The sequence below is a fragment of the Pseudomonas sp. dw_612 genome, from assembly GCF_018449725.1.
GTDB lineage: Bacteria > Pseudomonadota > Gammaproteobacteria > Pseudomonadales > Pseudomonadaceae > Aquipseudomonas.
Genome location: NZ_JAAVVC010000019.1, coordinates 114,308 through 136,818 on the forward strand (window position 1 = coordinate 114,308; position 22,511 = coordinate 136,818).

Annotated in this window: 14 protein-coding genes; 8 read left to right on the top strand and 6 right to left on the bottom strand. The window is 59.9% G+C overall.

The window, feature by feature from the left end; translation table 11 throughout:
* The first annotated feature begins 53 nt into the window (after positions 1–53).
* The 5 genes from cobG (at position 54) to HB680_RS24570 (ending at position 11,789) form a co-directional block, all read left to right on the top strand.
* Positions 54–1,355 (top strand): precorrin-3B synthase, encoded by a 1,302-nt coding sequence (cobG, locus tag HB680_RS24550; protein ID WP_276572272.1) that lies wholly within the window; start codon positions 54–56, stop codon positions 1,353–1,355.
* Entirely contained in the window at positions 1,348–1,974 is a 627-nt protein-coding gene (locus HB680_RS24555) for a precorrin-8X methylmutase (RefSeq protein ID WP_213941019.1), read from the top strand. The genes cobG and HB680_RS24555 overlap by 8 nt, the downstream gene beginning before the upstream one ends.
* Entirely contained in the window at positions 1,974–2,705 is a 732-nt protein-coding gene (locus HB680_RS24560; RefSeq protein WP_213941034.1) for a precorrin-2 C(20)-methyltransferase, read from the top strand. Before HB680_RS24555 ends, HB680_RS24560 begins: the two co-directional genes overlap by 1 nt.
* Positions 2,705–4,402, top strand: coding sequence for a precorrin-3B C(17)-methyltransferase (gene cobJ / locus HB680_RS24565; RefSeq protein ID WP_213941020.1), 1,698 nt, complete (start codon positions 2,705–2,707; stop codon positions 4,400–4,402). Before HB680_RS24560 ends, cobJ begins: the two co-directional genes overlap by 1 nt.
* A 310-nt stretch (positions 4,403–4,712) precedes the next feature.
* On the top strand, positions 4,713–11,789 hold the full coding sequence (locus HB680_RS24570; RefSeq protein WP_256735615.1) for a TcdA/TcdB pore-forming domain-containing protein: 7,077 nt from the start codon (positions 4,713–4,715) through the stop codon (positions 11,787–11,789).
* Positions 11,790–11,880: 91 nt separating this feature from the next.
* Here the strand turns inward: HB680_RS24570 and HB680_RS24575 are convergent, their stop codons facing one another.
* Complete coding sequence (locus HB680_RS24575; protein WP_054044032.1) at positions 11,881–12,477, bottom strand: MarC family protein; 597 nt, start codon at positions 12,475–12,477, stop codon at positions 11,881–11,883.
* Positions 12,478–12,780: 303 nt separating this feature from the next.
* Between HB680_RS24575 and HB680_RS24580 the strand changes: the two genes are divergently transcribed.
* The 3 genes from HB680_RS24580 (at position 12,781) to HB680_RS24590 (ending at position 15,053) form a co-directional block, all read left to right on the top strand.
* On the top strand, positions 12,781–13,590 hold the full coding sequence (locus HB680_RS24580) for a hypothetical protein (protein ID WP_213941021.1): 810 nt from the start codon (positions 12,781–12,783) through the stop codon (positions 13,588–13,590).
* A gap of 61 nt (positions 13,591–13,651) precedes the next feature.
* Complete coding sequence (locus HB680_RS24585) at positions 13,652–14,383, top strand: hypothetical protein (RefSeq protein WP_213941022.1); 732 nt, start codon at positions 13,652–13,654, stop codon at positions 14,381–14,383.
* On the top strand, positions 14,376–15,053 hold the full coding sequence (locus tag HB680_RS24590; protein WP_213941023.1) for a hypothetical protein: 678 nt from the start codon (positions 14,376–14,378) through the stop codon (positions 15,051–15,053). The genes HB680_RS24585 and HB680_RS24590 overlap by 8 nt, the downstream gene beginning before the upstream one ends.
* 15 nt (positions 15,054–15,068) lie before the next feature.
* On the opposite strand, the gene HB680_RS24595 is transcribed toward HB680_RS24590, so the two are convergent.
* From HB680_RS24595 to dusB, 5 genes are all read right to left on the bottom strand, one after another.
* Positions 15,069–17,846 (bottom strand): response regulator, encoded by a 2,778-nt coding sequence (locus tag HB680_RS24595; protein ID WP_213941024.1) that lies wholly within the window; start codon positions 17,844–17,846, stop codon positions 15,069–15,071.
* A gap of 99 nt (positions 17,847–17,945) precedes the next feature.
* A complete protein-coding gene (purD, locus tag HB680_RS24600) occupies positions 17,946–19,241 on the bottom strand; it encodes a phosphoribosylamine--glycine ligase (RefSeq protein WP_213941025.1) in 1,296 nt (431 codons plus the stop codon).
* A 149-nt stretch (positions 19,242–19,390) separates the two neighbouring features.
* Positions 19,391–20,998 carry a bifunctional phosphoribosylaminoimidazolecarboxamide formyltransferase/IMP cyclohydrolase gene (purH, locus tag HB680_RS24605; RefSeq protein WP_213941026.1) on the bottom strand — a complete coding sequence of 536 codons (1,608 nt, stop codon included), beginning with the start codon at positions 20,996–20,998 and terminating at the stop codon, positions 19,391–19,393.
* 81 nt (positions 20,999–21,079) lie between these two features.
* The gene (fis, locus tag HB680_RS24610) at positions 21,080–21,400 is read right to left on the bottom strand and encodes a DNA-binding transcriptional regulator Fis (RefSeq protein ID WP_007907419.1); all 321 of its coding nucleotides are present in this window, start codon (positions 21,398–21,400) and stop codon (positions 21,080–21,082) included.
* The gene (gene dusB / locus HB680_RS24615) at positions 21,397–22,407 is read right to left on the bottom strand and encodes a tRNA dihydrouridine synthase DusB (protein WP_213941027.1); all 1,011 of its coding nucleotides are present in this window, start codon (positions 22,405–22,407) and stop codon (positions 21,397–21,399) included. The genes fis and dusB overlap by 4 nt, the downstream gene beginning before the upstream one ends.
* Positions 22,408–22,511 lie beyond the last annotated feature (104 nt).

Sequence of the window (22,511 nt, forward strand, 5' to 3'; positions counted from 1 at the left end):
GCCCGCGAAGCGCCTTTCCCACATTGCCGGTCGCCCCCTTGAACGAACGCCCGATGTCCACTGCCATACGCCCCTCGGCTTGCCCGGGGTTGCTGCGTATTGTCCAGGCGCTGGATGGCGGGATTTGCCGGATCAAGTTGAATGGCGGTTCGATCAGTGCCGATCAGGCTGAAGCGGTGGCCAATGCAGCCGAGCGCTTCGCCAGCGGTGTGATCGAAGCGACCAACCGCGCCAACCTGCAGATTCGCGGGATTGGCCGCGAAGAGGCGCCATTGATCGAGAGCCTGCTGGCCGCCGGACTGGGGCCACGCAGCGCGGCGGGCGACGACGTGCGCAACCTGATGCTCAGCCCGAGCGCCGGGATCGACCGGCAAATGTTGTTCGATACGCGCCCGTTGGCCGAACAGATCCTCGACAGCCTGCAAAGCCATCCGCGTTTCCACGCGTTGAGCGCCAAGTTCGCCGTGCAACTCGATGGCGGCGAAGGTCTGGCGATGCTCGAACATCATCATGACCTGTGGTTGAGCGCCGTTGAACACAATGGCGAGTGCTTGTTGGCCTTCGGCCTGGCCGGGTGCCCGACGGATGCGCCGATCAGTGCGGTGCGGCTGGAGCATGGTCACGCACTGGTGATCGCGGTGCTTGAGCTGTTCCTTGAGCTGGCGCGTCCCGAGCAGACGCGCATGCGTTATCTGCTGGCCGAGCAATCGGTGGTCGGGATTGTCGCGCAACTGGCCGAACGTGTACCGCTGGTGCCCGTCACCCGCGTGCCGCGCGCTTCGAGTGTTCTGCCTGTCGGTGCTTATCCACAGCGTGAACCCGGCCGGGTCTATGTTGGCGCAGTACCGCCCTTGGGCCGACTCGACGCCGTCATGCTCCGGGGCGCCGCCAAACTCGCTCGCGAACGCGGCGATGGCAGCCTGCGTTTCACGCCGTGGCAAAGCTTGCTGCTGCCCAATATCCACGAAGACGCCGCCGCTCAAGTTATCCACAACCTGGAAAGCCTGGGCCTGCGCTGTTCGGCCGACGATGCGTTGACGCATCTGATCGCCTGCACCGGTTCCGCCGGCTGTGGCAAAGGCCTGGCCGACACCAAGGGCGATGCCCTGCAACTGGCGGCGTTACTGCAACGTCACGGCCAAATCCTGGATGTGCATTTGTCCGGTTGCCCGCGTTCCTGTGCCGCCGCCCATGTTGCCCCGGTCACTCTGCTGGCCGTGAACCCCGGTCACTACGACCTCTATTTTCGCGATGCAGCACAGCCCGGTTTCGGCACGCTGCACGCACGCAACCTTACTATTGAAGCGGTCGCGGCCTTGCTCGACGCCCGCTCACGGAGCCCCCTTGATGCTTGATTACATCCGCGACGGTCAGGAGATCTATCGCAACTCCTTCGCGATCATTCGCGCCGAGGCCAACCTTTCGCGCATCCCGGCCGACCTGGAAAAACTTGCGGTGCGGGTGATCCACGCCTGCGGCATGGTCGAGGCCATCGACGGTCTGCAATTCTCCGAAGGCGCCGGCAAGGCCGGGCGCGATGCCTTGGCGAACGGAGCACCGATCCTGTGTGACGCACGGATGGTCAGCGAAGGCGTGACCCGCACGCGCCTGCCGGCGAACAATCAGGTGATCTGCACCCTGCGCGACGACAGCGTTCCGGAACTGGCTCGGGAGCTGGGCAACACCCGCTCCGCCGCTGCGCTGGAACTGTGGCGCCCGTACCTGGAAGGCAGCGTGGTGGTGATCGGCAACGCGCCGACCGCGTTGTTCTATCTGCTGGAAATGATCGACGCGGGCGCACCGAAACCGGCGTTGATCCTCGGCTTCCCGGTGGGTTTCGTCGGCGCCGCCGAATCCAAGGCGATGCTCGCGGCGGACAGTCGCGGTGTGCCGTTTGTCATCATGCAAGGCCGGCTGGGTGGTAGCGCCATGGCCGCCGCCGCCGTCAACGCCCTCGCCACGGAGATCGAATGATGCAGCAACCTGGACGCTTGATCGGCCTGGGCGTCGGCCCCGGTGATCCGGAACTGATTACCGTCAAAGCCCTGCGCCTGCTGCGCGAATCGCCGGTGGTGGCGTATTTCGTAGCCAAGGGCAAGAAGGGCAACGCGTTCGGCATCATCGAAGCGCACCTGCAGGAAGCGCAAAACCTGCTGCCGCTGGTGTACCCGGTGACCACCGAAGCCTTGCCGGCGCCGCTGTCCTATGAACAAGTGATCAGCGACTTTTACGACAGCGCCGCCGAACAGCTTGCCGAGCATCTGGATGCCGGTCGTGATGTAGCGGTGATCTGCGAAGGTGATCCGTTCTTCTACGGCTCTTATATGTACCTGCACGATCGCCTGGCCGAGCGCTACGTCGCCGAAGTGGTGCCGGGTGTTTGCTCGATGCTTGGCGGCGCCTCGGTACTGGGTTCGCCGCTGGTGTATCGCAATCAGAGTTTGTCGGTGTTGTCCGGCGTGTTGCCCCATGAAGAACTCAAGCGGCGTCTGGCCGATGCGGACGCGGCGGTGATCATGAAGCTGGGGCGCAATTTCCCCAAGGTGCGTCAGGTGCTCGAAGAACTCGGTATGGCCGGGCGCGCGCTGTACGTCGAACGCGCGACCATGGCCAACCAGAAAATCGTCCCGCTGGATGAAGTCGAGCCGATGTCGTCGCCGTACTTCTCGCTGATCATCGTGCCTGGCGAACGGTGGCAAGGGTGATGGGCCGGTCTGCTCCGGCCATTGTCATCCTTGGCAATGGCAGTCTCGCCACGGCGCGCAAGATTCAGCAGCGCTACCCGGAGGCCGTGATCCACGGTCTGGCCGGGCGGGTTGACGGCGCCGATCGCGAATATCAAGAGTTCGGCGCGACCCTGCGTGAGCTCTATCAACAGGACACGCCGATCATCGCACTGTGCGCGGCCGGCATTGTCATTCGCACTCTGGCGCCGTTGTTGCTGGAGAAGGGCGCCGAGCCGCCTGTGCTCGCCGTGGCCGAGAACGGCAGCGCCGTGGTGCCGCTGCTCGGCGGCTTGGGCGGGGTGAATGCGTTGGCGCGGGAGATCGCCGCCGCTCTGGACGGCGCCGCCGCGATCACCACCAGCGGTGAATTGCGTTTCGGCACGTGCCTGCTCAACCCGCCCAGCGGTTATGCCCTGGGTGATCTGGAACTAGGCAAGCGCTTCGTCTCGGATTTGCTCGCGGGCGAATCGGTGCGCATCGAAGGCCCGGCGCCGTGGCTGGCTGAGGCGCAGTTGCCGGAGGATCAACAGGCGCGATTGGCGATCCATGTCGGGCATGCCGAGCGCCAGCCGAGTGCGAATGAGCTGCTGATTTATCCGCGCAATGTTGTCGTGGCGCTGACGTCGGGAACGGCAGAAGCCATTCGCACCGCATTGCATGAAGCGAATATCGCACTGCAATCGCTGGCGTGTTTGTTGGCGGATGAAAGGGACATGGCCAGCAGTGCATTGCGCGAGACCGCACTGGAGATGGGCGTGCCGCTACGTTTCAACGCCCGGTCCGGCACGGTGCTTGAACTCGCGCGCGGCGCGGTTCCTTCACTGCTGACGGCGATTGCCATCAACGATTCGATGGCCATTGCCGTCGCCGCTGAACCGCTCGATCCACTGTTGATCGGCCGACCTCGCGGGCGCCTGGCAGTGATCGGCCTCGGCCCCGGCGCTGCCGAACTGATGGTCCCGGCGGTGAAAGCAGAACTGGCCCGGGCTAACGATGTGCTGGGTTATGAAACCTACGTGCGCATGGCTGGGCCGTTCCGCGCTGATCAAGTCATGCACTGCACCGACAACCGCGAAGAAATGCAGCGTGCCCGCCACGCCTTCGAACTCGCGGCCCAGGGGCGTTCGGTGGTGGTGGTGTCGTCCGGTGATCCGGGCGTGTTCGCCATGGCCGCGGCGGTGTTGGAAGCCCTGCACGAATCGAGCGATGCCCACTGGCATAACGTCGATCTGCAAATCCTGCCCGGCGTCTCCGCGTCCCTGGCCACTGCGGCCCAGGCCGGCGCACCGCTGGGGCATGACTTCTGCGTGATGTCGCTGTCGGACAACCTCAAACCGTGGGCGATCATCGAGAAGCGCCTCGATCTCGCCTCCCAGGCCGATCTGGCGCTGGCCTTCTACAACCCGATTTCCCGGTCGCGTCCGTGGCAATTGGGCCGTGCGCTGGAGATCGTCGCGCAACACCGCACGGCTGAAACGCCGGTGGTGCTGGGGCGTGATATCGGTCGTCCTGGCCAGACGTTGCGCGTCACCACGCTGGGGCAATTGACCCCGGATCAGGTGGACATGCGCACTATGGTGCTGATCGGTTCGTCCACCACGTGCGTGTTTCCCCGGGCCGGGGGAGGCGAGTGGGTGTATACGCCGCGCTGGTATGGCGAAAAGCCTGTCGGTTAACTAAAAAACGCCTCTGTTGAGGCGTTTTTTTATGGGCCTCTGTTATATCCGGTATGGGTTGTTCAATGCCCGATTGTCGGTGGTTGAGTTTCAAGTTGTGTAGACACTAATTGAATATCTTTGCGGTTTGATAAGTATGACTGGAGTCGTTAGTTTGGATCTAAGTCATTCCGGTTTTAGTTGGTAGATGGGGTGTTGATAAATATTTCTGCCTGATTGACTTTTTATAAGTGTTCCTATTGCCGAACTTTTTTGCGTCTTGTTCGGCTGTGCCCGATTAATATGTTTTGTTAAATATGGATGTTTAACTATGAGTCCGCATGAAGTTGTCAGTGGTCGAGAATATGTCGGTATTGCCGACCTTCTAAGTCGTTCCGAACTGGAGCGCATACTGGCGCCGTACAAGAAGACCGATCAATACGACGCCATCCTTCGCTATTACCAGGGTTGTATCGATGCGCAGAATGATCAAGCCCTGCTCCGCCCGTTGGTATTACTGCAAGAGTCGTTGAACTCACTGGTGCCGCCGTTACGTCGACGTCGGGAAACGGATGAGCCGCTGGCGTCTGGCGAGGCGATATTCGAGCTGCATCAAAAAGTCAGCGACTACGGTAACCGTGTGGCGCAAAGCGTTGAAACATTGAAAAGCGCGCTCCCGTCAGTTCCGAAGAAACTGCACTTCGTCTGGCTGGGCGGTGGTGTTGGCGATATCCAGCGCGATTACATCAATGTGTGGAAACAGGTCATGTCCAAGGACGGCCATACCTTAATGCTGTGGTACGACGCCGATGCGTTGCTGGCGTATGAGACTAACCGGATTATTGTCCAGGCAGCCAAGGCCGATGCCATGGCCACCGGTGGCGCAAAACTTGCCGATCCTATTGAACTGGGTAACTTGTATATAGAACGGTTGATGCCGCTCAAGGAGCAACTCTATACCCACCTTCGCGGGGCGCAGGAGCGGGGTGAAAGTGCCGATGAGGCGCGTATCGATCTGTTGGTTCGCGCTTATGGACAAGATGAACAAACACTCAGGGCGCTACGCGATAAACATGTGCTCAGTATGTCGGCCCTTGAAAGCAAAGATCTTGTTTTACGCGATCTGCAACGGCTGGAACAACCGCTGCGCACGGAAGATATCTATCAGCGTGAAATAAACCTGCGCGGCAACTTCGCCGCTGCGTCCGATCTCGTGCGCGCAGAGGCTTTGTCCATCGAAGGCGGGGCCTATACGGACGTAGATAACCTGCCACCGCTGATGGAGCATCTGGGCGGCGTGGACATCAGTGCATTTGCTGACAATGCACGGCTGGAAGTTTTGCAATTACTGCTGGAGCACAACCCTGAATGGATGCCCGGCCGTGTAGCAGACCGCTACAAAAAGTTTTCCGATACCATTCCTCCGGATAAACGTGCCGTGCTGGAGGCGTTCGCCAAGAGCCGGCCGGCACTGAACGACGTGTTCCACGCCCCGGAAAATCTCCATGTGCGCCCGGACGGGTTGCGCGCCGTGGCGGTCGGAGGGACGGTCAGTAATGCCTTTATGATCGCGCATCCCGGGTCTGCCACGCTCGATGCGGTGATCGACCGTTTCCTGATCAATTACGAAGTGGTGAAAACCACGGCACGCAAGGCTATCGAGCAAAACGTCAGTCATTCGGATTTTCCGGCAATGACCAGGCTGGCGCTGGCGGCTGCCGTCGAACAGTTCGGGCCGCTGGAAAAACTCACCGACATGGAAGCCTATGCCATTGAGGCATTGGCTCGGGGTGCCGCCGATTACTACAGCGATGGCCTCTACCCCGGCAGCGAGAACACCATTTTTCTGACCGGGCCGGTGGCCATGATCGAAGGTATCGGTGACTACGAAAAAAGTAACCTGACGCCAAGGACGGCCGAAGAGTTGCGTCAACTCATCGCGATCAAAAATTCCGGTACGGTGAACCGGCAGACCGAAGAGGAACTCGACCATTCCTGGAAGGAGAATGAGTCCAACTCGGCGCAATGGCTGATCGACGAGAAAAAACGCTGGCAGGAAGGCCGGTTTGCGGCGCGCTACAACGGCGACGTCACCCAACTGCTGAAACGCCAGACCATCGACTTCGAAGCCGGCTGGCCGGTGGTTGAGGGGCGGCATGTGTTGTCGACCCGAATCCTCCAGCAGTTGCTCGATCATCTCGGCGAACCCTTCCTGAGGGCGATGAGCCGGGGCGGTGATACCAGCGTGACGTTCGACAAACGGTTGCCCCTGGATTTTGACGATCGTCAGGCCATCATCGGCCAGGACGTCAGGTCATTCCCCCCCATTGGGCTGGGCGATGCCACGACCTGGCGCCTCTCCAGTCTTGAAGTGTTTGAGCAACTGGCCAGCGGTTCGTTGCTGTTGGAGCAATTGAGTGCTGCTCAACGCCTGTTGCTCGGTCAGTTGCTGGGGCTCGATTCGCTGGACAATCGCAGTTTCGAAACCGTCACTGGCGAACTCGACAACCTGGCCCGCAAGGTCAGCGAAAAAGGCCTGGCGGGACGCTACGCGGTCATCGAGGAGCAACTGTTCAAGTACAAGGCGTCCGAGTTCGTGGCGGGGTTGGCGAGCCCGGTCGAAGAGCCAACGCTTCACGGCGCGAACGCGCTGCTGCTGAAGTACAACGCCATGGAAAAGCCCTTGAGCCTGCGTCAGTGGGGGCAGCATGTGTCCCGCATCCAGCACATGGCAAAAACCGAATTTCGTGAACGGCTCGCCGAGCGCTCCGGTGAACTGATGGGCAGTTTCAGCGAGGGGGAAGCGAGCTTTGTGCCTCAGGATCTGTTGTTCGATGGCTTCGGTGACACCATCGGTCGACGCTGTTACCCCTTGGTGCTCGCCATGGCGGCGGCGGTTGCCAATGGTAAGGCGGCGGTGACAGCGCTGCGCGAACGGTTCTACTTGAGTGTCCTGGCACCTGAGGACAGCAATTCGCAACGCTTTGTGCACGCCATCGAAGCACTGCACGGCGTGGAGATGGGCGAGGGAGGCACTGCGCCGCGGGTCAACCTGCAACGGGTGGTGGCGTTGCTTGAGGCGCGCACAACGACGAGCACCCTGATGCTCAACTCTGACAACCACGCCATGCTCGTGGCCAAGACCTGGGTCGGCGATCGCAGCACCTATCACTTCTATGATCCCAACCTGGGCATTTTCGAGTTTGCCAACCCCGAGGGCATGCTCAGTGACCTCAGCAACTTTTTCGTGGACATGGGCATGGCCGACTATTACAGCGCCTACGGCGAGCGCGGCCAGCCGACGTTTGATCTGGTCGAAGTGCAAAGCGAGCAGATCGCGCAATTGGAACTGTCCTCAGGGGTGCGCGTAGAGAACATGCTGGTGCCAGGCACCTTAAAAGGTCCGGATGTTGCCAGCAGCCGAAAACGCTTGGCCAGTGCCCGGGGCCAGTCGCTGCTCAGCAACCCGCGGCTGGGCAAAAGCCTGATGGAGCTCGACAGCCATTGGTGGGGTCAACAGATCACCCAGGCCAGTAGCGACCTGCAAGCCAAAAACCAACTGACCAGCGACTTTATTCCGTTGTTTGAAACCCTGGAAATCAATCCCCGGGGCGACTATCAACTGAGCCTGATCAAACCGGAAAAAAACGGCGTGCCCGAACAACTGGTGCGCGTCACGACGGAGGATCAGCGCTTCCTGCGCATCAAGAATCACCTCAGCGAACTCTTCGACAAACTGACCACGCGCCGGCCATCCGTTATCGATCCGACCCATGCTGGCGCGGTACACACGCTCAACAGCGGTTTTGCGGTCCAGGCCTTGATGAATGCGCTGCGCGGTGGCGAGGGCGAGGACCGAAACCTGACCCTGGCCGTGCGGTTGCACGCTTATGTGAACTACGCGCAAATCGTCCATGGTCTGGTCTCCGATATCGCCGGCGTCGTCAGTCTGGTGCGCCAGGGTCTGGCTCAAGAGCGGCTGATCGCGCAGACCAGTTCCACGGTAGCGGGCGAGGCGCTCGGCCATGTGGCCGGTGAGGGCGTCGGCACGTTGCTGGGGCTGGTCAACGTCGGGTTCGATATCTATCAGTTGAACCAGGCGGACAACGATGTGGATGTCGCCCGGTTCGGCACCCAACTGGCCTTCGATTCGGCCAGTGTTGTGCTGGGCGCTGCGGGCCTGGGCGCGGGGCTGGCGTCGGCGGCTACGGCGGCCGCGTTTCTCGGCGGGGCGTCGGTGATCGTTGGCGGGTTGGCCATCGGCGTGGCCGCATTGGCCCAGGGCTTTGCCACGTTGGCGGAACGCTCGAAACAGGTGGGGCTGTTTTTCGATGAGCTGGATCATGCGTATCGCGGTGCTCCCTTCCATTGGAGCGCGCAACAGAACGCCTGGCAGGCACATCCGAAACTGGTGATCCAGAGCCTGAACCTGCGCGACGGCGTGGTGACGTACGACAGTCAGCGACTGTTCCCGCTGCGCGATCACTTCGGTGTGCCGGATTATGAGGCGGACTACGATCGGGCGATCAATCTACGGCAGAGTCTCGGACTACCAGACTCGGGCACGTTCCGTCCCGCCGCTGGCGAGGTGATCATCCTTCCCTGCACGCCTCGAACGTTCTACGGCTACGACTACACCTTTCTACCCGGAGCCACCAACCGCCATGACAAGGGTTTCGACATCGTTCGGCGCCTGGAGAAAAAGAATCCGGACGGGACGTGGCAGTTTATGTTCACTTTCTGGGCGTTTCCGGGCGAATACATCGTCAAGGGGATTTACCCCGCTTACCGGCCTCACACCCCGACCCTCATCCAGATCAAACTCGACGATGTGCCCCGCACGCTGGTCGTGCCGACGTTGCTCAAAAACTGGCATGGGCAGATCGCCTATGAGATTGAGGTCAGCGATGCGCCGGGCACATTGATGCTCAACCAAGGGGTGAACGTTTTATTCAAGTCGTCGAGTTTCAAGACGCTGTCATGGACGCTGCTGGCGACCTGGGCGCAGGAGAGCGACGTACGGTTTATGAGCGGTGGTGCCCTGAGCGTCGGAGGGGTCAACGTTGCCTTCCGTGGCGAGGCGCATTTCGAGGTCACGCTGCATCTGTCGGGTAACAATGGCTTTCGGGTCGACCATCGCCAGCAGGCCTTGATCCCGCTGGAAGTGGATGCGCTGCCGGGAACGGATGCGCAGGCCTTGCAATTGCACTTCAAGGCGCTGGCCGGTGAACATCGACTGGAGCAACCGTACACGCCCGTGCACCAGTTCCTGATCCCGTTCGATGAACCCACGGATAAACGCTACACCACCGCCTACTACGATTCGGCCGAGGACCGTTTTCTCTACATTCAGGACGATGATGTCTGGTCGCCCGCTGATCCGCTGCTGGGCGCGGTGATTGATGGCTCGGCGTATTTCTATCACCCGCAGAGTGTCGAGGTGTTCAGGACCGATGTGGTCAGCGGCCTGATCAGCCATCGCTATCGCCTGATGCTCAAGCGCGGAGAGTTCGCCATCACGCAATGTTCGGCGGTGCCCGGCGGGGTCAAGGTTGTTCAGGAAGTGATCGACGGTCATCAAGGTTACAGTCTGGAATATCTGCTCACCGATACGGGTGTGTTTCTCAACTCGCTGACCCTTGGTATGGACGCCAACCTGGAGAATGTTCTGGGGCAAACGCCGACACTTACCGACTGGAAGCCGCTGCTGGGCAATTATGTCGACTGGCCCGACGTGCGCTCGTCAGCGCGTTTCGAAACGTCAGTCTGGCAATTGGCGGCTTTCGTTGCCGTTCACTGGCATCCAGAGCAAGGCCGGTCCGACATGAGCTGGGTGCGCAGCAGCGATGGTTTGATTGTTCGACCGCTGCCCCAGCACCATCACGCCCGGGGCTGGAAGGATTCGGAAAAGGCCTTGAACCAATCAAGTCTGTTGGCACCGGGCGGTACTGAAGGGGATGTGTTTGTCGTGTACAAACACAACAGCTCGCGCCTGTGCGTGCAGCGTCGTTCCCTCTTGGATGGGCAGGTTGTGTTGTCGTCGCAGTGGACGACACTCAAGGGGCTCAAGAACGTGGTGGAGACGCAGGAAGGCTGCCTGGCCCTGACCGACGAGGGGCTGTTCTACGACGTGACGCCCACGGGCCAGTTGCAACTGGGCGGGCTGACCGAGGTCTGGTTCAAGGACCGGCCGCGATGGTGGACACAACTGCCGGCCGTGGTGGCCGACGTGCCGTCCACCACGCTGGCGCTGATCGGGTTGAGCAATGCTCGCGGTGATGGACGTTTGTGCGCCTGGTATCTCGACGGTCGACTGGTGCTGGCCGATCTGGGGCACGGCAAGGAAGTGCGAGTGCTGGGGGCGACCCCGGATAACGCGTCGGTCTGGTTGTTCGACATCGCCACCGGCGAGCTCTATCGCCAGTCCTTTGTCGATGACAAACAACTGCCGAACGCCTTCGGCGACGGCACTCGGTTACTGGCTCCTGATGCACTGCCCGCGCCGCGACCGCTTTGGAATCCATGGACCTTCGCTGAGGTAACGCGCCGTGGCGCCAGTCTGCTGGCCACGACCGTGGAAGGCGTCCAGATGGAACTGAACCATCAGGAACCCCCATTGATCACCGGCGTCGACAGCCAATGGGTGCGGGAACACGCCGATGCCTTGGTCGAACATCTCAAGGTGCTGGTGGACAGTACACAGCGTTGTGCCCTGTTGCTCAGCGTGGCTCATCCTGTTCGTCAACAATGGTTTGTCAGCAGCAGCGGGCGATTGATCGACGCGGCCAACGTGCCTCGTCCCGAGTCATCCGTGGCGCTGGGCACTCAGCGGTACACCAATGTCTTGCTGTTCGATGCCACCGACGGTTTATTGCGCCGCTATCCGCTCATCAACGCCGCTGGGCCGCTGGGCTATGTACAACGCAACGCCGATACGCTGACAGTGGAAAGCAACCTGAAGCTCGATGATGTGCTGCCATTGATTCCCGACGATGTCAGCACTTTGATCCTGCGTCTGGGCCATAACGGCGCCAAATGCCGACTGTCAAAAGCAGCCTGGCGTCGGCTGGAATCGGTGATCGTCGATTGCCGACCGCCCCTGGGCAAACAGGCGACGACACTGGTCAAGCTGGACTGGGCGCTGGACTCTGCGGAGCAACTGATCGTCAGCCTGGTGGATGAACACTTGGTGATGCTCGATCCTGTCACGTGTCACAGCCTGATATTCCGGGACGCCTATGCGAAGGACGTCACGCTGCGCGGCCGGATCGTGGTTGCCATCAAGGGTTATCGTTCTATGGCTGTGGCGGATCTGGTCAGCGCGCTAGAGGCGGAGACGGGGACGGCGGGCAGTGTTCTGTTCAAGGATGTTGCGTCCCTGAGGCAAAGTGAACCTGCCATGAGCTGATCGCGGCGTGCCGTGACGTTTGGTGTCACTTCAAGAGCCAGAAACAAAAGGGCCGCGGGTTTACCAACCCGCGGCCCTGTGCATTCCGGTGTCAGGGAACCAGATAGCCCTTCACCCCGGTAAAGATGATCTGCGCCGCCAGTGCACAGACAAACAAACCCATCAACCGACTGACAATCTGCAGACCCTGGTCACCGAGTATCCGCTCGATGCGGTTGGACAGGTACAGCACGACACCCACCGTAAAACTGGCCAGGGCAATGCTGAGAATCGCCGTGAGCTTGTCATCCCAGTGCGGCTGACTCACACCCATCACCAGTAGCGCACCGATGGTGCCGGGGCCGACCGTCAGGGGAATGGTCAGCGGCACGATGGTGACATCCTGCTGCACGTTATCGGTCTGCACCGCCGACTTGCCTTGAGCCATGCCCAGTGCCGAGATGAACAGTACGCTGCCGGCACCGATTCGGAACGCATCCACGGTAATTCCGAACACACTGAAAATCACGCGCCCGAACAAGTACAACAAAACGCTGGAAACCAGCGTGGCGACCGCCACCTTCCAGGCCAGTCGGCGTTGTTCCTTGCGCGAATAACCGCGGGTCAGACTGATGAAACAGGACAACACGAAGAACGGGCTGTAGAGCACCAGCATCTTCAGGTAAACGCTGAACAACACGTGGAGCATGGTCGGAGCTCACAGCGGCGGAAATTGACGGGAAGTCTATCAGGCGCGGGGTCGTCTGTCGGCTCGATTGCCCCGATGGGGATTGCATCATTGCGTTGGGTTTATTGACGACGAGCAACTGGCTTGTTTGATGTTGATTGGAAGTGTTTGATGGGTGGAGAAGTTGCTTGTTGGGTGAAGGGTCTAGTTGCGTGTAAGGGATATAAGATGCAGTAACAAGTGTGCGGTTGTTAAATTCTAGTTGGTTGGTTAAGTTTGTCCTGCGGGTCCGGGATGGGCTCTAATTTAACTAAATGGACTATTATGAATATCGCAAATAACACTGTTGTTACTCTGGGTGATCGTCTTGAAAGGTTGCAGGCTTATGATGTAACACCTGAGCAGGTTTTTATTGCTCCGCGTGGCGCTTCAGTCAATACCGTTCAATTGAACACTGACGTGGAATCGCCGACGCGTGCTTCCATTGTCGGTGACGCGATTCTGGCCTTTGTTTCGGGTATGAGTCCTCAAAATCAGGCGGATATTCAGCATGCTTATCTGTTTGCATCGCTGGTGGCGAACAAGAAATACCCGCGAGACGAGCAAAGTAAAGAGTGGTACCAGCAATTTCTTCAAGTGATGCAGGATTGCGGCTGGAACATCCTGAGTAAGTACTACGACAGCGTCTCGGCGTCTGCCAAGAGCTTCAAGGTCGACCAACTGGCACTGAAAATTCTGGGTTCGGCCGTCGCCGCAGCCGCCGTACCGGGTCCGACCTCCGCATTGATGCTGAAAGTGGCGGGTGATGCCTTGGCTGCCCTGCAAACCAGTGAACAACCGCTTCAGGTCTTTGACCGAAACACCAAGGAATCCGGTACCGGTGGTGTAGGGGTTGCCTCCTGTCTTGAAACTGCACAGGGTGAAGTGATTATGGCAATGGGCGTTGTGCGCTTTATCAAGCGTGCGAATCAGACCAAGGTACTTTTCGTGGATTGGGATGCCAGTTCCGTCGACCTGTACCGCGGTGAATGCCAGATGGTGATGGTGCCTTCGATTACGGCGCGCACTCGGAACACAGTACTCACTAAATTGGGCGATCGAGCACAGACCAAAATTGAAGAATACGAGATCTGATGCCGTTTGATTGTGGCGACTACGGTGTAGTCGCCATTTGTGAGTACTGCGGGAGAATAATATGAGTGAGCGTTATTCGGCGTTTATAAATGCGGGTGCCGTCGTTTTGCTTTCGCCTGATATGACCGAGCAAGAACGGCAGGATGTTTTACATTCAACGTTGTTTGCGCAATTGGTGGCTGATAAGAAATACCCTCATCCTGATAATGCAGATAAATGGTACGAAAGTTATCAGGGCGTATTAAAGGACAACTGGTTGCAGAAGGTCACGGCCTGGCAAAACTTTACCATTGCAGAGAATTCCAGCTTTACGGTGGCAGACTGGGTACGCAGTCAATGGGAACAGTCTGTTCCTCAAGATCTTTCGGTACCGGCAATGCGAGCCCTGGACAGTGTTGCGCGATTGTCGGGCGACAGTGCAGCGATTGAACTGCTGCGAAAAAATGTCCTGAAAGTCAATGAAGGTGATTCGCTGGAAACGATCTCCGGTTGCAAAGTCCGATTGCTGGTTGTTCTGGCGCAACGCGGTCCGACCCTGAACAGTGTCTATCTGGAGTTTGAAAGCGCGGGGGATATTGCAGCGAATCCGCTGCGACAGCTTTTTTCATCGGATAACGTGAAGAGCGATGTTGTGCTTAAGCGCTGGCAAGCTGATCTATCCAATGCCCTGTACCGGCCTGTTCGCGAGCGGATTATAAAAAAACTGGGCGACAAGGCCGCGCAGAATATCCTGGCGGTTTCAGCGTGTGCTCGGGAAGCGTCCCTTCCCGGACCTGGGGCACGGTATGAATGACGGCAAGTCTCAAATCGGCCAGCAAGCGTTCAGTGGCGGCAACGTCCCGAATGCTGCGGTCGTTGGGGCCAGTGTCGTGTCGTTCGGTGCGGGGATGTCCACCCAGGACCGCGAGGATATCTATCTGAGCAATATGTTTGCGCAAATGGCAACCCGTTCGGCTTATCAGGACGGGTTGGTCGGCAACTGGTTCGACTACTACACGAACAAGCTCCGGTATCTCGGATGGGATGCGGTGAGTCCGGTCGGATCGGTGCCGGCCAGAGCGGCGTTTATGGCCGATAACATTTGCCAGCAAATATCGCAGTCATTCGGCGAGCGTTTTTCGAGCCCGGCCAATCGAGCCTTCGAGTCCCTCAGACGCAACCCGATTGCCCTTGATGGATTCGAAGGGGCCAGTCTGTCGCGGGACAGCGGTGTCTTTCAGGTTATTCCTTGCGTTCAAAACCGCGCCGGGAAAATCGAAATTGCCCTCTATCACAAACAGTTCAGCACTCGGCGCAGGGGCGCACGGTTTTTGTTCTGGCCGATGGATGACATCGTCAAAACCAGTCAGGAAAGGATGGCGCTCGTGACTTTCAGTACGCTGCATTACGCCACGTTCAGAGAAAAAGTCGCGGCGGCCGTGTTAAGTGAATCCACCCGGAATCTACATGCCTTGGAGATTTGAGCCTCGGCAAAGGGCTCAGGTCGTTTGCGTCGTCGCCCGGTTCTGCTGATCACGCTGGGCCACCCAATGCTCGATCAGTTCGCGCAACTGCGACAATTCGACCGGTTTGGCCATGTGCCCGTCCATGCCGGCCTGACGTGCGCGCTCTTTATGTTCGGCGAGAATGTGCGCGGTCAACGCCACCACCGGCGTGCGAATTCGCTGATTACCGACTTCCCATGCGCGCAATTGCTGGGTCGCGGAAAAACCGTCGAGGATCGGCATTTCGCAGTCCATCAGCACCAGGTCGTAGCGCTGCGCCTTCATGGCCTGCAAGGCTTCTTCGCCATTGCTGGCGGTGTCCGGTTGCAGGTTGAGCTTGCCCAGCATGCCGCGAATGACCTTGGTCGAGATGCTGTTGTCTTCGGCCACCAGGATACGGAAATCGCTGGGCACCTTGACCGGCAGGGTAGGGCCGATGGGCAGGTGGTGCGACACGGCCAGGCCTTTGTTGCGCTGGTTCAGTTCGTCCGCCAGGGTGGTCTTGAGGGTGTAGCCGGCCACCGGTTTGGCAAGGATGCGTTTGATCCCCGAGTTGCGGGCGATGATCTTGCTCGGCGCATTGCTGATGCCCGTGAGCATGATCAGCAGAATGTCGTGATTGAGGCTCGGGTCTTCCTTGATCTTGGCCGCCAGTTGCATGCCGGTCATGCCGGGCATGTTCTGGTCCAGTAGCACGATGTCGAAGTAGTCGCGCAGATGAGCCTTGGTCCGCAGCAGTGCCAGGGCTTCCTTGCCGGACGGCACGGCGCTGACATTCAGGCCCCAGGCGCTGCACTGCTGCACCAGTACTTTGCGGCAGGTGTCGTTGTCGTCCACCACCAGCACGCGCGCACCTTGTAACGGGCTGTCGAGATCGGACGTCGGGTGTTCGAGGCGGTCCGGGTCCAGTGGCAAGGTCAGCCATAAAGTGCTGCCCTGGTTGGTGCCGCTCTTGATCCCGAATTCCCCTTGCATCAGGCGGATCAGTTGCCGGGCGATCACCAGCCCCAGATTGCCGCCCAGACGAGTGGCCGAGAGGAAATGCTTGCTGTGCAGTTCGGCGTGCATCAGCGCGTCACGCTCTTCGGCTTCCATTGGCACGCCGCTGTCCTGCACGGCGATGCGCAGGCGCGGTTTGGCGTTGCGTTCGTCGAGGGCGACGACGATCAGGATCTCGCCTTCGTCGGTCTTTTTCAGGGCGTTTTCCAGCAGGCTCAGCAGGGTCTGGCGCAGACGGGTCGGATCACCGCTGATCACCCGTGGCACTTGTGGCTGGATAAAACTGATCAGCTCGACATTTTGCTGCTCGGCCTTGGCGCGGAAGATACTCAGGCAATCTTCGATCAGCGCATTAAGGTCGAATTGCACGTCGTCCAGTTCGATCTGCCCGGACTCGAGCTTGGAAATGTCGAGTATCTCGTTGATCAGCGTCAGCAGTTCATTGCCGGCGCTGTGGATGGTCTGCACATAATCCCGTTGCTTGACCGACAGCGGCGTGCCCAACAACAGCTCGGTCATGCCCAATACGCCATTCATCGGTGTGCGGATTTCGTGGCTGATCTTGGCCAGGAACTCCGCCTTGGCGTTGATCTCGGCGTTGCTAGCGGCCAGGTCGCGGCTGACGCTGAAACGGTCTTCGGTGATGCTGCGCTGGCGTTCGCCCAAGGCGATGCTCATGAGCAAGCCGCTGATGCAGATGAAGGCCAGCAGGGTGATGATCAGGCCTTGCGGTGCCACGAGGGTCAACCCCAGCAGCGCCGGAAGGATGATCAGTGCGCCAATGTTGAACACCACCATCGCGGCCACGAACAGTCGGGCCGGGCGATAGCCTTTTTGCCAGTGATAGGCGCTGACGAACAACATGCTCAGGCCCGCGAGCGCGACCAGGGCGTAAGTGATGATGTTCAGCGGCAGGGTGTTGACGAACAACAACAGCAGCCCGGCGACCACGGTGAACAGAATGTCCCCGAGCAGCAGCTTGTTCAGCGCGTGCGGGCCCAGCGGTGCAAAAAAGCGGTAAGCGAACATCAGGCCGCACGGCGCCGTCAGCAGCAAGGCCAGATAGGCGCCAGGGGTCTGGATCGCGTGCCAGTTCGGTAGCCAGGGCCCGGCCAGGTTCAGCAGCAGGATCAGGCTGAGCATCAGCAGGCATTCACACGCGGCCAGCCACAGGCTGCTGCGCGAACGGGTGTAGGCGTAACGCACGATGTTGTGCAGGATCAGCATGGCGAGGCAGCCGAACAGCAGGCCGTAGATCAGCGTGAGGTTCTGGTTGGCCGCGGTCATCACTGCCGATTGCAGGGTGATATACGGCCGCAACTGGTGCTCGGAAACCAGCCGGACGTAGACATCGAGGGTTTTGTCGCTTAGGGGCAGCGGCAACATGAAGTCGCTGCTGGGCAGTGGCCGATCAACCTGAGGTTGTTGGGTGCCGGTGTTCAGTTGCTCGACCAGCGTATCGCCGTCCAGCACATACAGGTTGAGGTGTGACAGGTCGGGGGCGAACACCCGCAGCAATTGTTCGTGTTTGCCGGGTGCCAGCTTGAAACGCAGCCATAACGCACCGTCGGGCTCGGCCGCAGTGAGGCGGTCGAGTTCGATGGGGCTGAATTGATTGGTGAAGCGTGCGGAGCGGATGTCGCTCAACGCCAGGTCGCCCTGTTCGTCGAGCAATACCGACCAGCCACTGCCTTGCGCGGCCTGGGCCGGGAGCATGCAGAGCAAGGTCAGCAGCGTGACGGTAAGTCCTATGGCAATCCTGAGCCAGCGCACGGCGAAATCCCTTCGTAGGTTGATGCCAGAATATAACTATGCGCGGCGCCGGAATAGTCCGGCAAGGGCATCAAGCCCTTGCCTGGCCGAATGGATGGCCTATTCCTGATTTTCGCCACGCTCGCGGGCAATGGCACGGTAGCCGATGTCCTTGCGATAGAAGCTGCCTTCCCAGTCGATTTTAGCCGCCAGCTTGTAAGCCTGCTGCTGGGCTGCATCCACACTGGCGCCCATGGCGGTGGCACAGAGCACCCGACCACCGGCCGTCACGACCTGACCGTCCTTGAGCGCAGTGCCGGCGTGGAAGACTTTGCCTTCCAGGCCCGCGGCTGCGTTCAGACCGTTGATCGCCACGCCTTTGGCGTAGTCGCCAGGATAGCCGCCCGCCGCCAGAACGATGCCGACGCTCGGACGTGGATCCCATTGCGCTTCGACTTTGTCCAGGGCTTGCGCCAGGGCCGCTTCGACCAGCAACACCAGGCTCGACTGCAAACGCAGCATCACCGGTTGGGTTTCAGGGTCGCCGAAACGGCAGTTGAATTCGATAACTTTTGGGTTACCGGCTTTGTCGATCATCAGACCCGCATACAGGAAACCGGTGTAGACGTTGCCTTCATCGGCCATGCCGCGCACGGTTGGCCAGATCACCAGGTCCATGACGCGCTTGTGCACTTCAGCGGTCACGACCGGGGCAGGGGAGTAGGCACCCATGCCGCCAGTGTTCGGGCCGGTGTCGCCGTCGCCAACGCGTTTGTGGTCCTGGCTGGTGGCCATCGGCAAGACGTTCTTGCCGTCGACCATGACGATGAAGCTGGCTTCTTCGCCATCGAGGAACTCTTCGATCACCACGCGGGAACCGGCGTCGCCGAACGCGTTGCCAGCGAGCATGTCGCGCACAGCGTCTTCGGCTTCGGCCAACGTCATCGCGACGATCACGCCTTTACCGGCGGCCAGGCCATCGGCCTTGATCACGATCGGTGCGCCTTTTTCGCGCAGATAAGCCAGGGCCGGCTCGATCTCGGTGAAGTTCTGGTAGTCGGCGGTCGGGATCTTGTGGCGCGCCAGGAAGTCCTTGGTGAACGCTTTCGAGCCTTCCAGCTGGGCGGCGCCAGCGGTCGGACCGAAGCAATCCAGGCCACGGGCGCGGAACAGGTCGACCACGCCAGCAACCAGCGGGACTTCCGGCCCGACGATGGTCAGGGAAACGTTCTTCTCGGCGAAATCAGCCAGTTGCTCAAGGGCCAGCACGTCGATAGCGACGTTCTCGCACTTGGCTTCGATGGCGGTGCCGGCGTTGCCCGGAGCAACGAAAACCTTCTGCACGCGCGGATCCTGAGCCACTTTCCAGGCCAGGGCGTGTTCACGGCCACCGCTGCCAATGATCAAAACATTCATTTCAAAAACCTCAAAAATCTGTGGGTGACGCTGCAAACCCGCGTAGGAGCTGTCGAGTGAAACGAGGCTGCGATCTTTTGATTTTGTTTTTTAGAATCAAGATCAAAAGATCGCAGCCTGCGGCAGCTCCTACAGGGGGAGCGGGGGTATCAGTGACGGAAGTGGCGCATGCCGGTGAAGACCATGGCGATGCCGGCTTCATCTGCCGCGGCAATCACTTCTGCATCACGCATCGAGCCGCCTGGCTGGATCACTGCGGTGATGCCGACCTGGGCCGCGTTGTCCAGACCGTCGCGGAACGGGAAGAACGCGTCGGAGGCCATTACCGAGCCTGCCACTTGCAAACCGGCGTGTTCGGCCTTGATCGCGGCGATACGGGCGGAGTTCACGCGGCTCATCTGGCCGGCGCCGACACCGATGGTCTGGCGGTTCTTGGCGTAGACGATGGCGTTGGATTTAACGTACTTGGCCACTTTCCAGGCGAAGATCAGGTCGTTGATCTCTTGCTCGGTTGGCGCACGCTTGGTCACGACTTTCAGGTCTTCACTGCCGATCATGCCGATGTCGCGGCTCTGAACCAGCAAGCCGCCGTTGACGCGCTTGTAGTCCCAGGCAGCCGCGCGATCAGTCGACCACTCGCCGCAGGTCAACAGGCGCACGTTGGCTTTGGCGGCCACAATGGCGCGGGCTTCTTCGCTGACGGATGGGGCGATGATCACCTCGACGAACTGACGCTCGACGATGGCTTTGGCGGTTTCAGCATCCAGTTCGCGGTTGAAGGCGATGATGCCGCCGAATGCGGATTCGGTGTCAGTGGCGTAAGCCAGTTCGTAGGCCTGGCGGATGCCGCCTTCGGCGTCGGGGCTGACTGCAACGCCGCACGGGTTGGCGTGCTTGACGATCACGCAGGCTGGCTTGACGAAGCTCTTCACGCATTCCAGTGCGGCGTCGGTGTCGGCCACGTTGTTGTACGACAGTTCCTTGCCTTGCAGTTGGGTCGCAGTGGCGATGCCGACTTCGGCAGGCTTGGCTTCCACGTAGAACGCCGCGCTCTGGTGCGGGTTCTCGCCATAGCGCATTTCCTGAGCCTTGACGAACTGGCTGTTGAAGGTGCGCGGGAACTCGCTGCGACCTTCGGTGCTGAGTGTGTCAGCGGCCTGGTTCACGGTGCCCATGTAGTTGGCGATCATGCCGTCGTAGGCGGCGGTGTGTTCGAAGGCCTTGAGCATCAGGTCGAAACGCTGAGCGTAGGTCAGGCCGCCGGCCTTGAGGCTTTCCAGGACGTTGGCGTAATCGCTGGCATTCACCACGATCGCCACGTCTTTATGGTTTTTGGCTGCCGAGCGGACCATGGTCGGGCCGCCGATGTCGATGTTCTCGATGGCGGTCGGCAGGTCACAGCCTGGCTTGTTGATGGTGGCTTCGAACGGGTACAGGTTGACCGCGACCAGGTCGATCGGCTTGATGCCGTGCTCGTTCATGATGGCGTCGTCGATACCGCGACGACCGAGGATCCCGCCGTGGATTTTCGGGTGCAGGGTCTTGACCCGACCGTCCATCATTTCCGCGAAACCGGTGTAATCCGCGACTTCCACTGCTGCAACGCCGTTGTCACGCAGCAGCTTGAACGTCCCGCCGGTGGAGAGGATCTCGACGCCCAGGGCTTCAAGCTCCTTGGCGAATTCGAGGATCCCGGTCTTGTCGGAAACGCTGATCAAGGCGCGGCGGATCGGCAGGCGGGTAGTCTGGTCGGTCATTTCAATTTCCATCAAAAGCAAAGGAGTCAGCAAAAAAGGCGACCGGTTTTACGCGGGCGCCTTTCTGGTTTGATTGAATGCTTACAGCAAATCGTACTGCTTGAGTTTCTTGCGCAGCGTGCCTCGGTTCAGCCCGAGCAGCTCGCTGGCCTTCGTCTGGTTGCCCTTGACGTAGTTCATCACGCATTCGAGCAGGGGCGCCTCGACTTCGGAGAGCACGAGGTTGTACACATCCGTGACGGCAGCGCCTTCAAGGTGGGCGAAATAATTGTGCAGCGCCTTCTCGACACTCCCGCGAAGGGTCTGACCTTCTTCGCTCGGCGTATTGAGGTGCTGTTTCAAATTCACGTTGTCGCTCACGGGTGTTGTTCCACTCACTAAAGTCTCGGTCATCATCGTCATGCGGCCACCCCTTCTCCGTCCCCTGTCAGGCTCTTGTAACGCTCGGCAAAGAACTCCCGAACGTTGGCGCATTGTGTTTCCGTACCATCCAAACGATTGAAGTGGGCGCGGAACTCCCTGGCGCCCGGCAGGGTTGCGAGATACCAGCCCACATGCTTGCGAGCGATGCGTACGCCCATCACGTCTCCATAGAAGGCGTGCAGCGCGGCCAGATGCTCTAGCAGAATACGTTCCACCTCGATCAGCTCCGGCGTCGGCAGTTTTTCGCCGGTACGCAGAAAATGGTCGATCTCACGAAAAATCCATGGCCGCCCCTGGGCGGCCCGACCTATCAGCAGGCCATCGGCACCGGTCGTGTCGAGTACGTACCGGGCCTTCTCGGGTGAATCAATGTCGCCATTGGCGAAGACCGGAATCGACACCGCCTGCTTGATCGCGGCAATCGTGTCGTACTCGGCTTCACCGGTGTACAGGTCGGCGCGGGTGCGGCCATGGACCGCCAACGCCGTAATGCCTGCCTGCTCCGCGATCTTCGCCACGGTCAGGCCGTTCTTGTTGTCCCGATCCCAGCCCGTGCGGATCTTCAGCGTCACCGGCACATCAACCGCGGCCACCACGGCCTGCAGGATCTCGGTGACCAATGCTTCATCTTTCAACAACGCGGAACCGGCGGCCTTGTTGCAGACCTTCTTGGCCGGACAGCCCATGTTGATATCAATAATCTGTGCGCCCAGTTCCACGTTGGCCCGGGCCGCGTCCGCCAGCATCTGCGCATCGCCACCGGCGATCTGTACCGAGCGTGGCTCGGGATCACCTTCGTGGATCATGCGCATCCGCGATTTGCGGGTGTTCCACAAGCTCATGTCGCTGGTGACCATTTCCGAGACTACAAGCCCTGCGCCCAGTCGCTTGCATAGCTGACGAAAGGGCTGGTCGGTGACGCCCGCCATGGGGGCGAGGATCAAGCCGTTGTGCAATGTATATGGACCGATGCGTACCGCCGACATAGGACTTCCCTGTTGTGGGGCCGGATCATGAGAGTTCGAAAAAGGGTTGGCATGATACCCGCTCTCGATGACTGGATAAAGGCTGAATTGAACAAAATCTGAAC

Excerpts from the sequence above, each read along its gene's own strand:
- dusB (WP_213941027.1), bottom strand. The coding sequence starts at position 22,407 with ATGTCGGCGGTACGCATCGGTCCATATACATTGCACAACGGCTTGATC.
- purH (WP_213941026.1), bottom strand. The coding sequence starts at position 20,998 with ATGACCGACCAGACTACCCGCCTGCCGATCCGCCGCGCCTTGATCAGC.
- fis (WP_007907419.1), bottom strand. The coding sequence starts at position 21,400 with ATGACGATGATGACCGAGACTTTAGTGAGTGGAACAACACCCGTGAGC.
- cobG (WP_276572272.1), top strand. The coding sequence starts at position 54 with ATGTCCACTGCCATACGCCCCTCGGCTTGCCCGGGGTTGCTGCGTATT.
- HB680_RS24575 (WP_054044032.1), bottom strand. The coding sequence starts at position 12,477 with ATGCTCCACGTGTTGTTCAGCGTTTACCTGAAGATGCTGGTGCTCTAC.
- purD (WP_213941025.1), bottom strand. The coding sequence starts at position 19,241 with ATGAATGTTTTGATCATTGGCAGCGGTGGCCGTGAACACGCCCTGGCC.
- HB680_RS24590 (WP_213941023.1), top strand. The coding sequence starts at position 14,376 with ATGAATGACGGCAAGTCTCAAATCGGCCAGCAAGCGTTCAGTGGCGGC.
- cobJ (WP_213941020.1), top strand. The coding sequence starts at position 2,705 with ATGGGCCGGTCTGCTCCGGCCATTGTCATCCTTGGCAATGGCAGTCTC.
- HB680_RS24555 (WP_213941019.1), top strand. The coding sequence starts at position 1,348 with ATGCTTGATTACATCCGCGACGGTCAGGAGATCTATCGCAACTCCTTC.
- HB680_RS24560 (WP_213941034.1), top strand. The coding sequence starts at position 1,974 with ATGCAGCAACCTGGACGCTTGATCGGCCTGGGCGTCGGCCCCGGTGAT.
- HB680_RS24570 (WP_256735615.1), top strand. The coding sequence starts at position 4,713 with ATGAGTCCGCATGAAGTTGTCAGTGGTCGAGAATATGTCGGTATTGCC.
- HB680_RS24585 (WP_213941022.1), top strand. The coding sequence starts at position 13,652 with ATGAGTGAGCGTTATTCGGCGTTTATAAATGCGGGTGCCGTCGTTTTG.
- HB680_RS24580 (WP_213941021.1), top strand. The coding sequence starts at position 12,781 with ATGAATATCGCAAATAACACTGTTGTTACTCTGGGTGATCGTCTTGAA.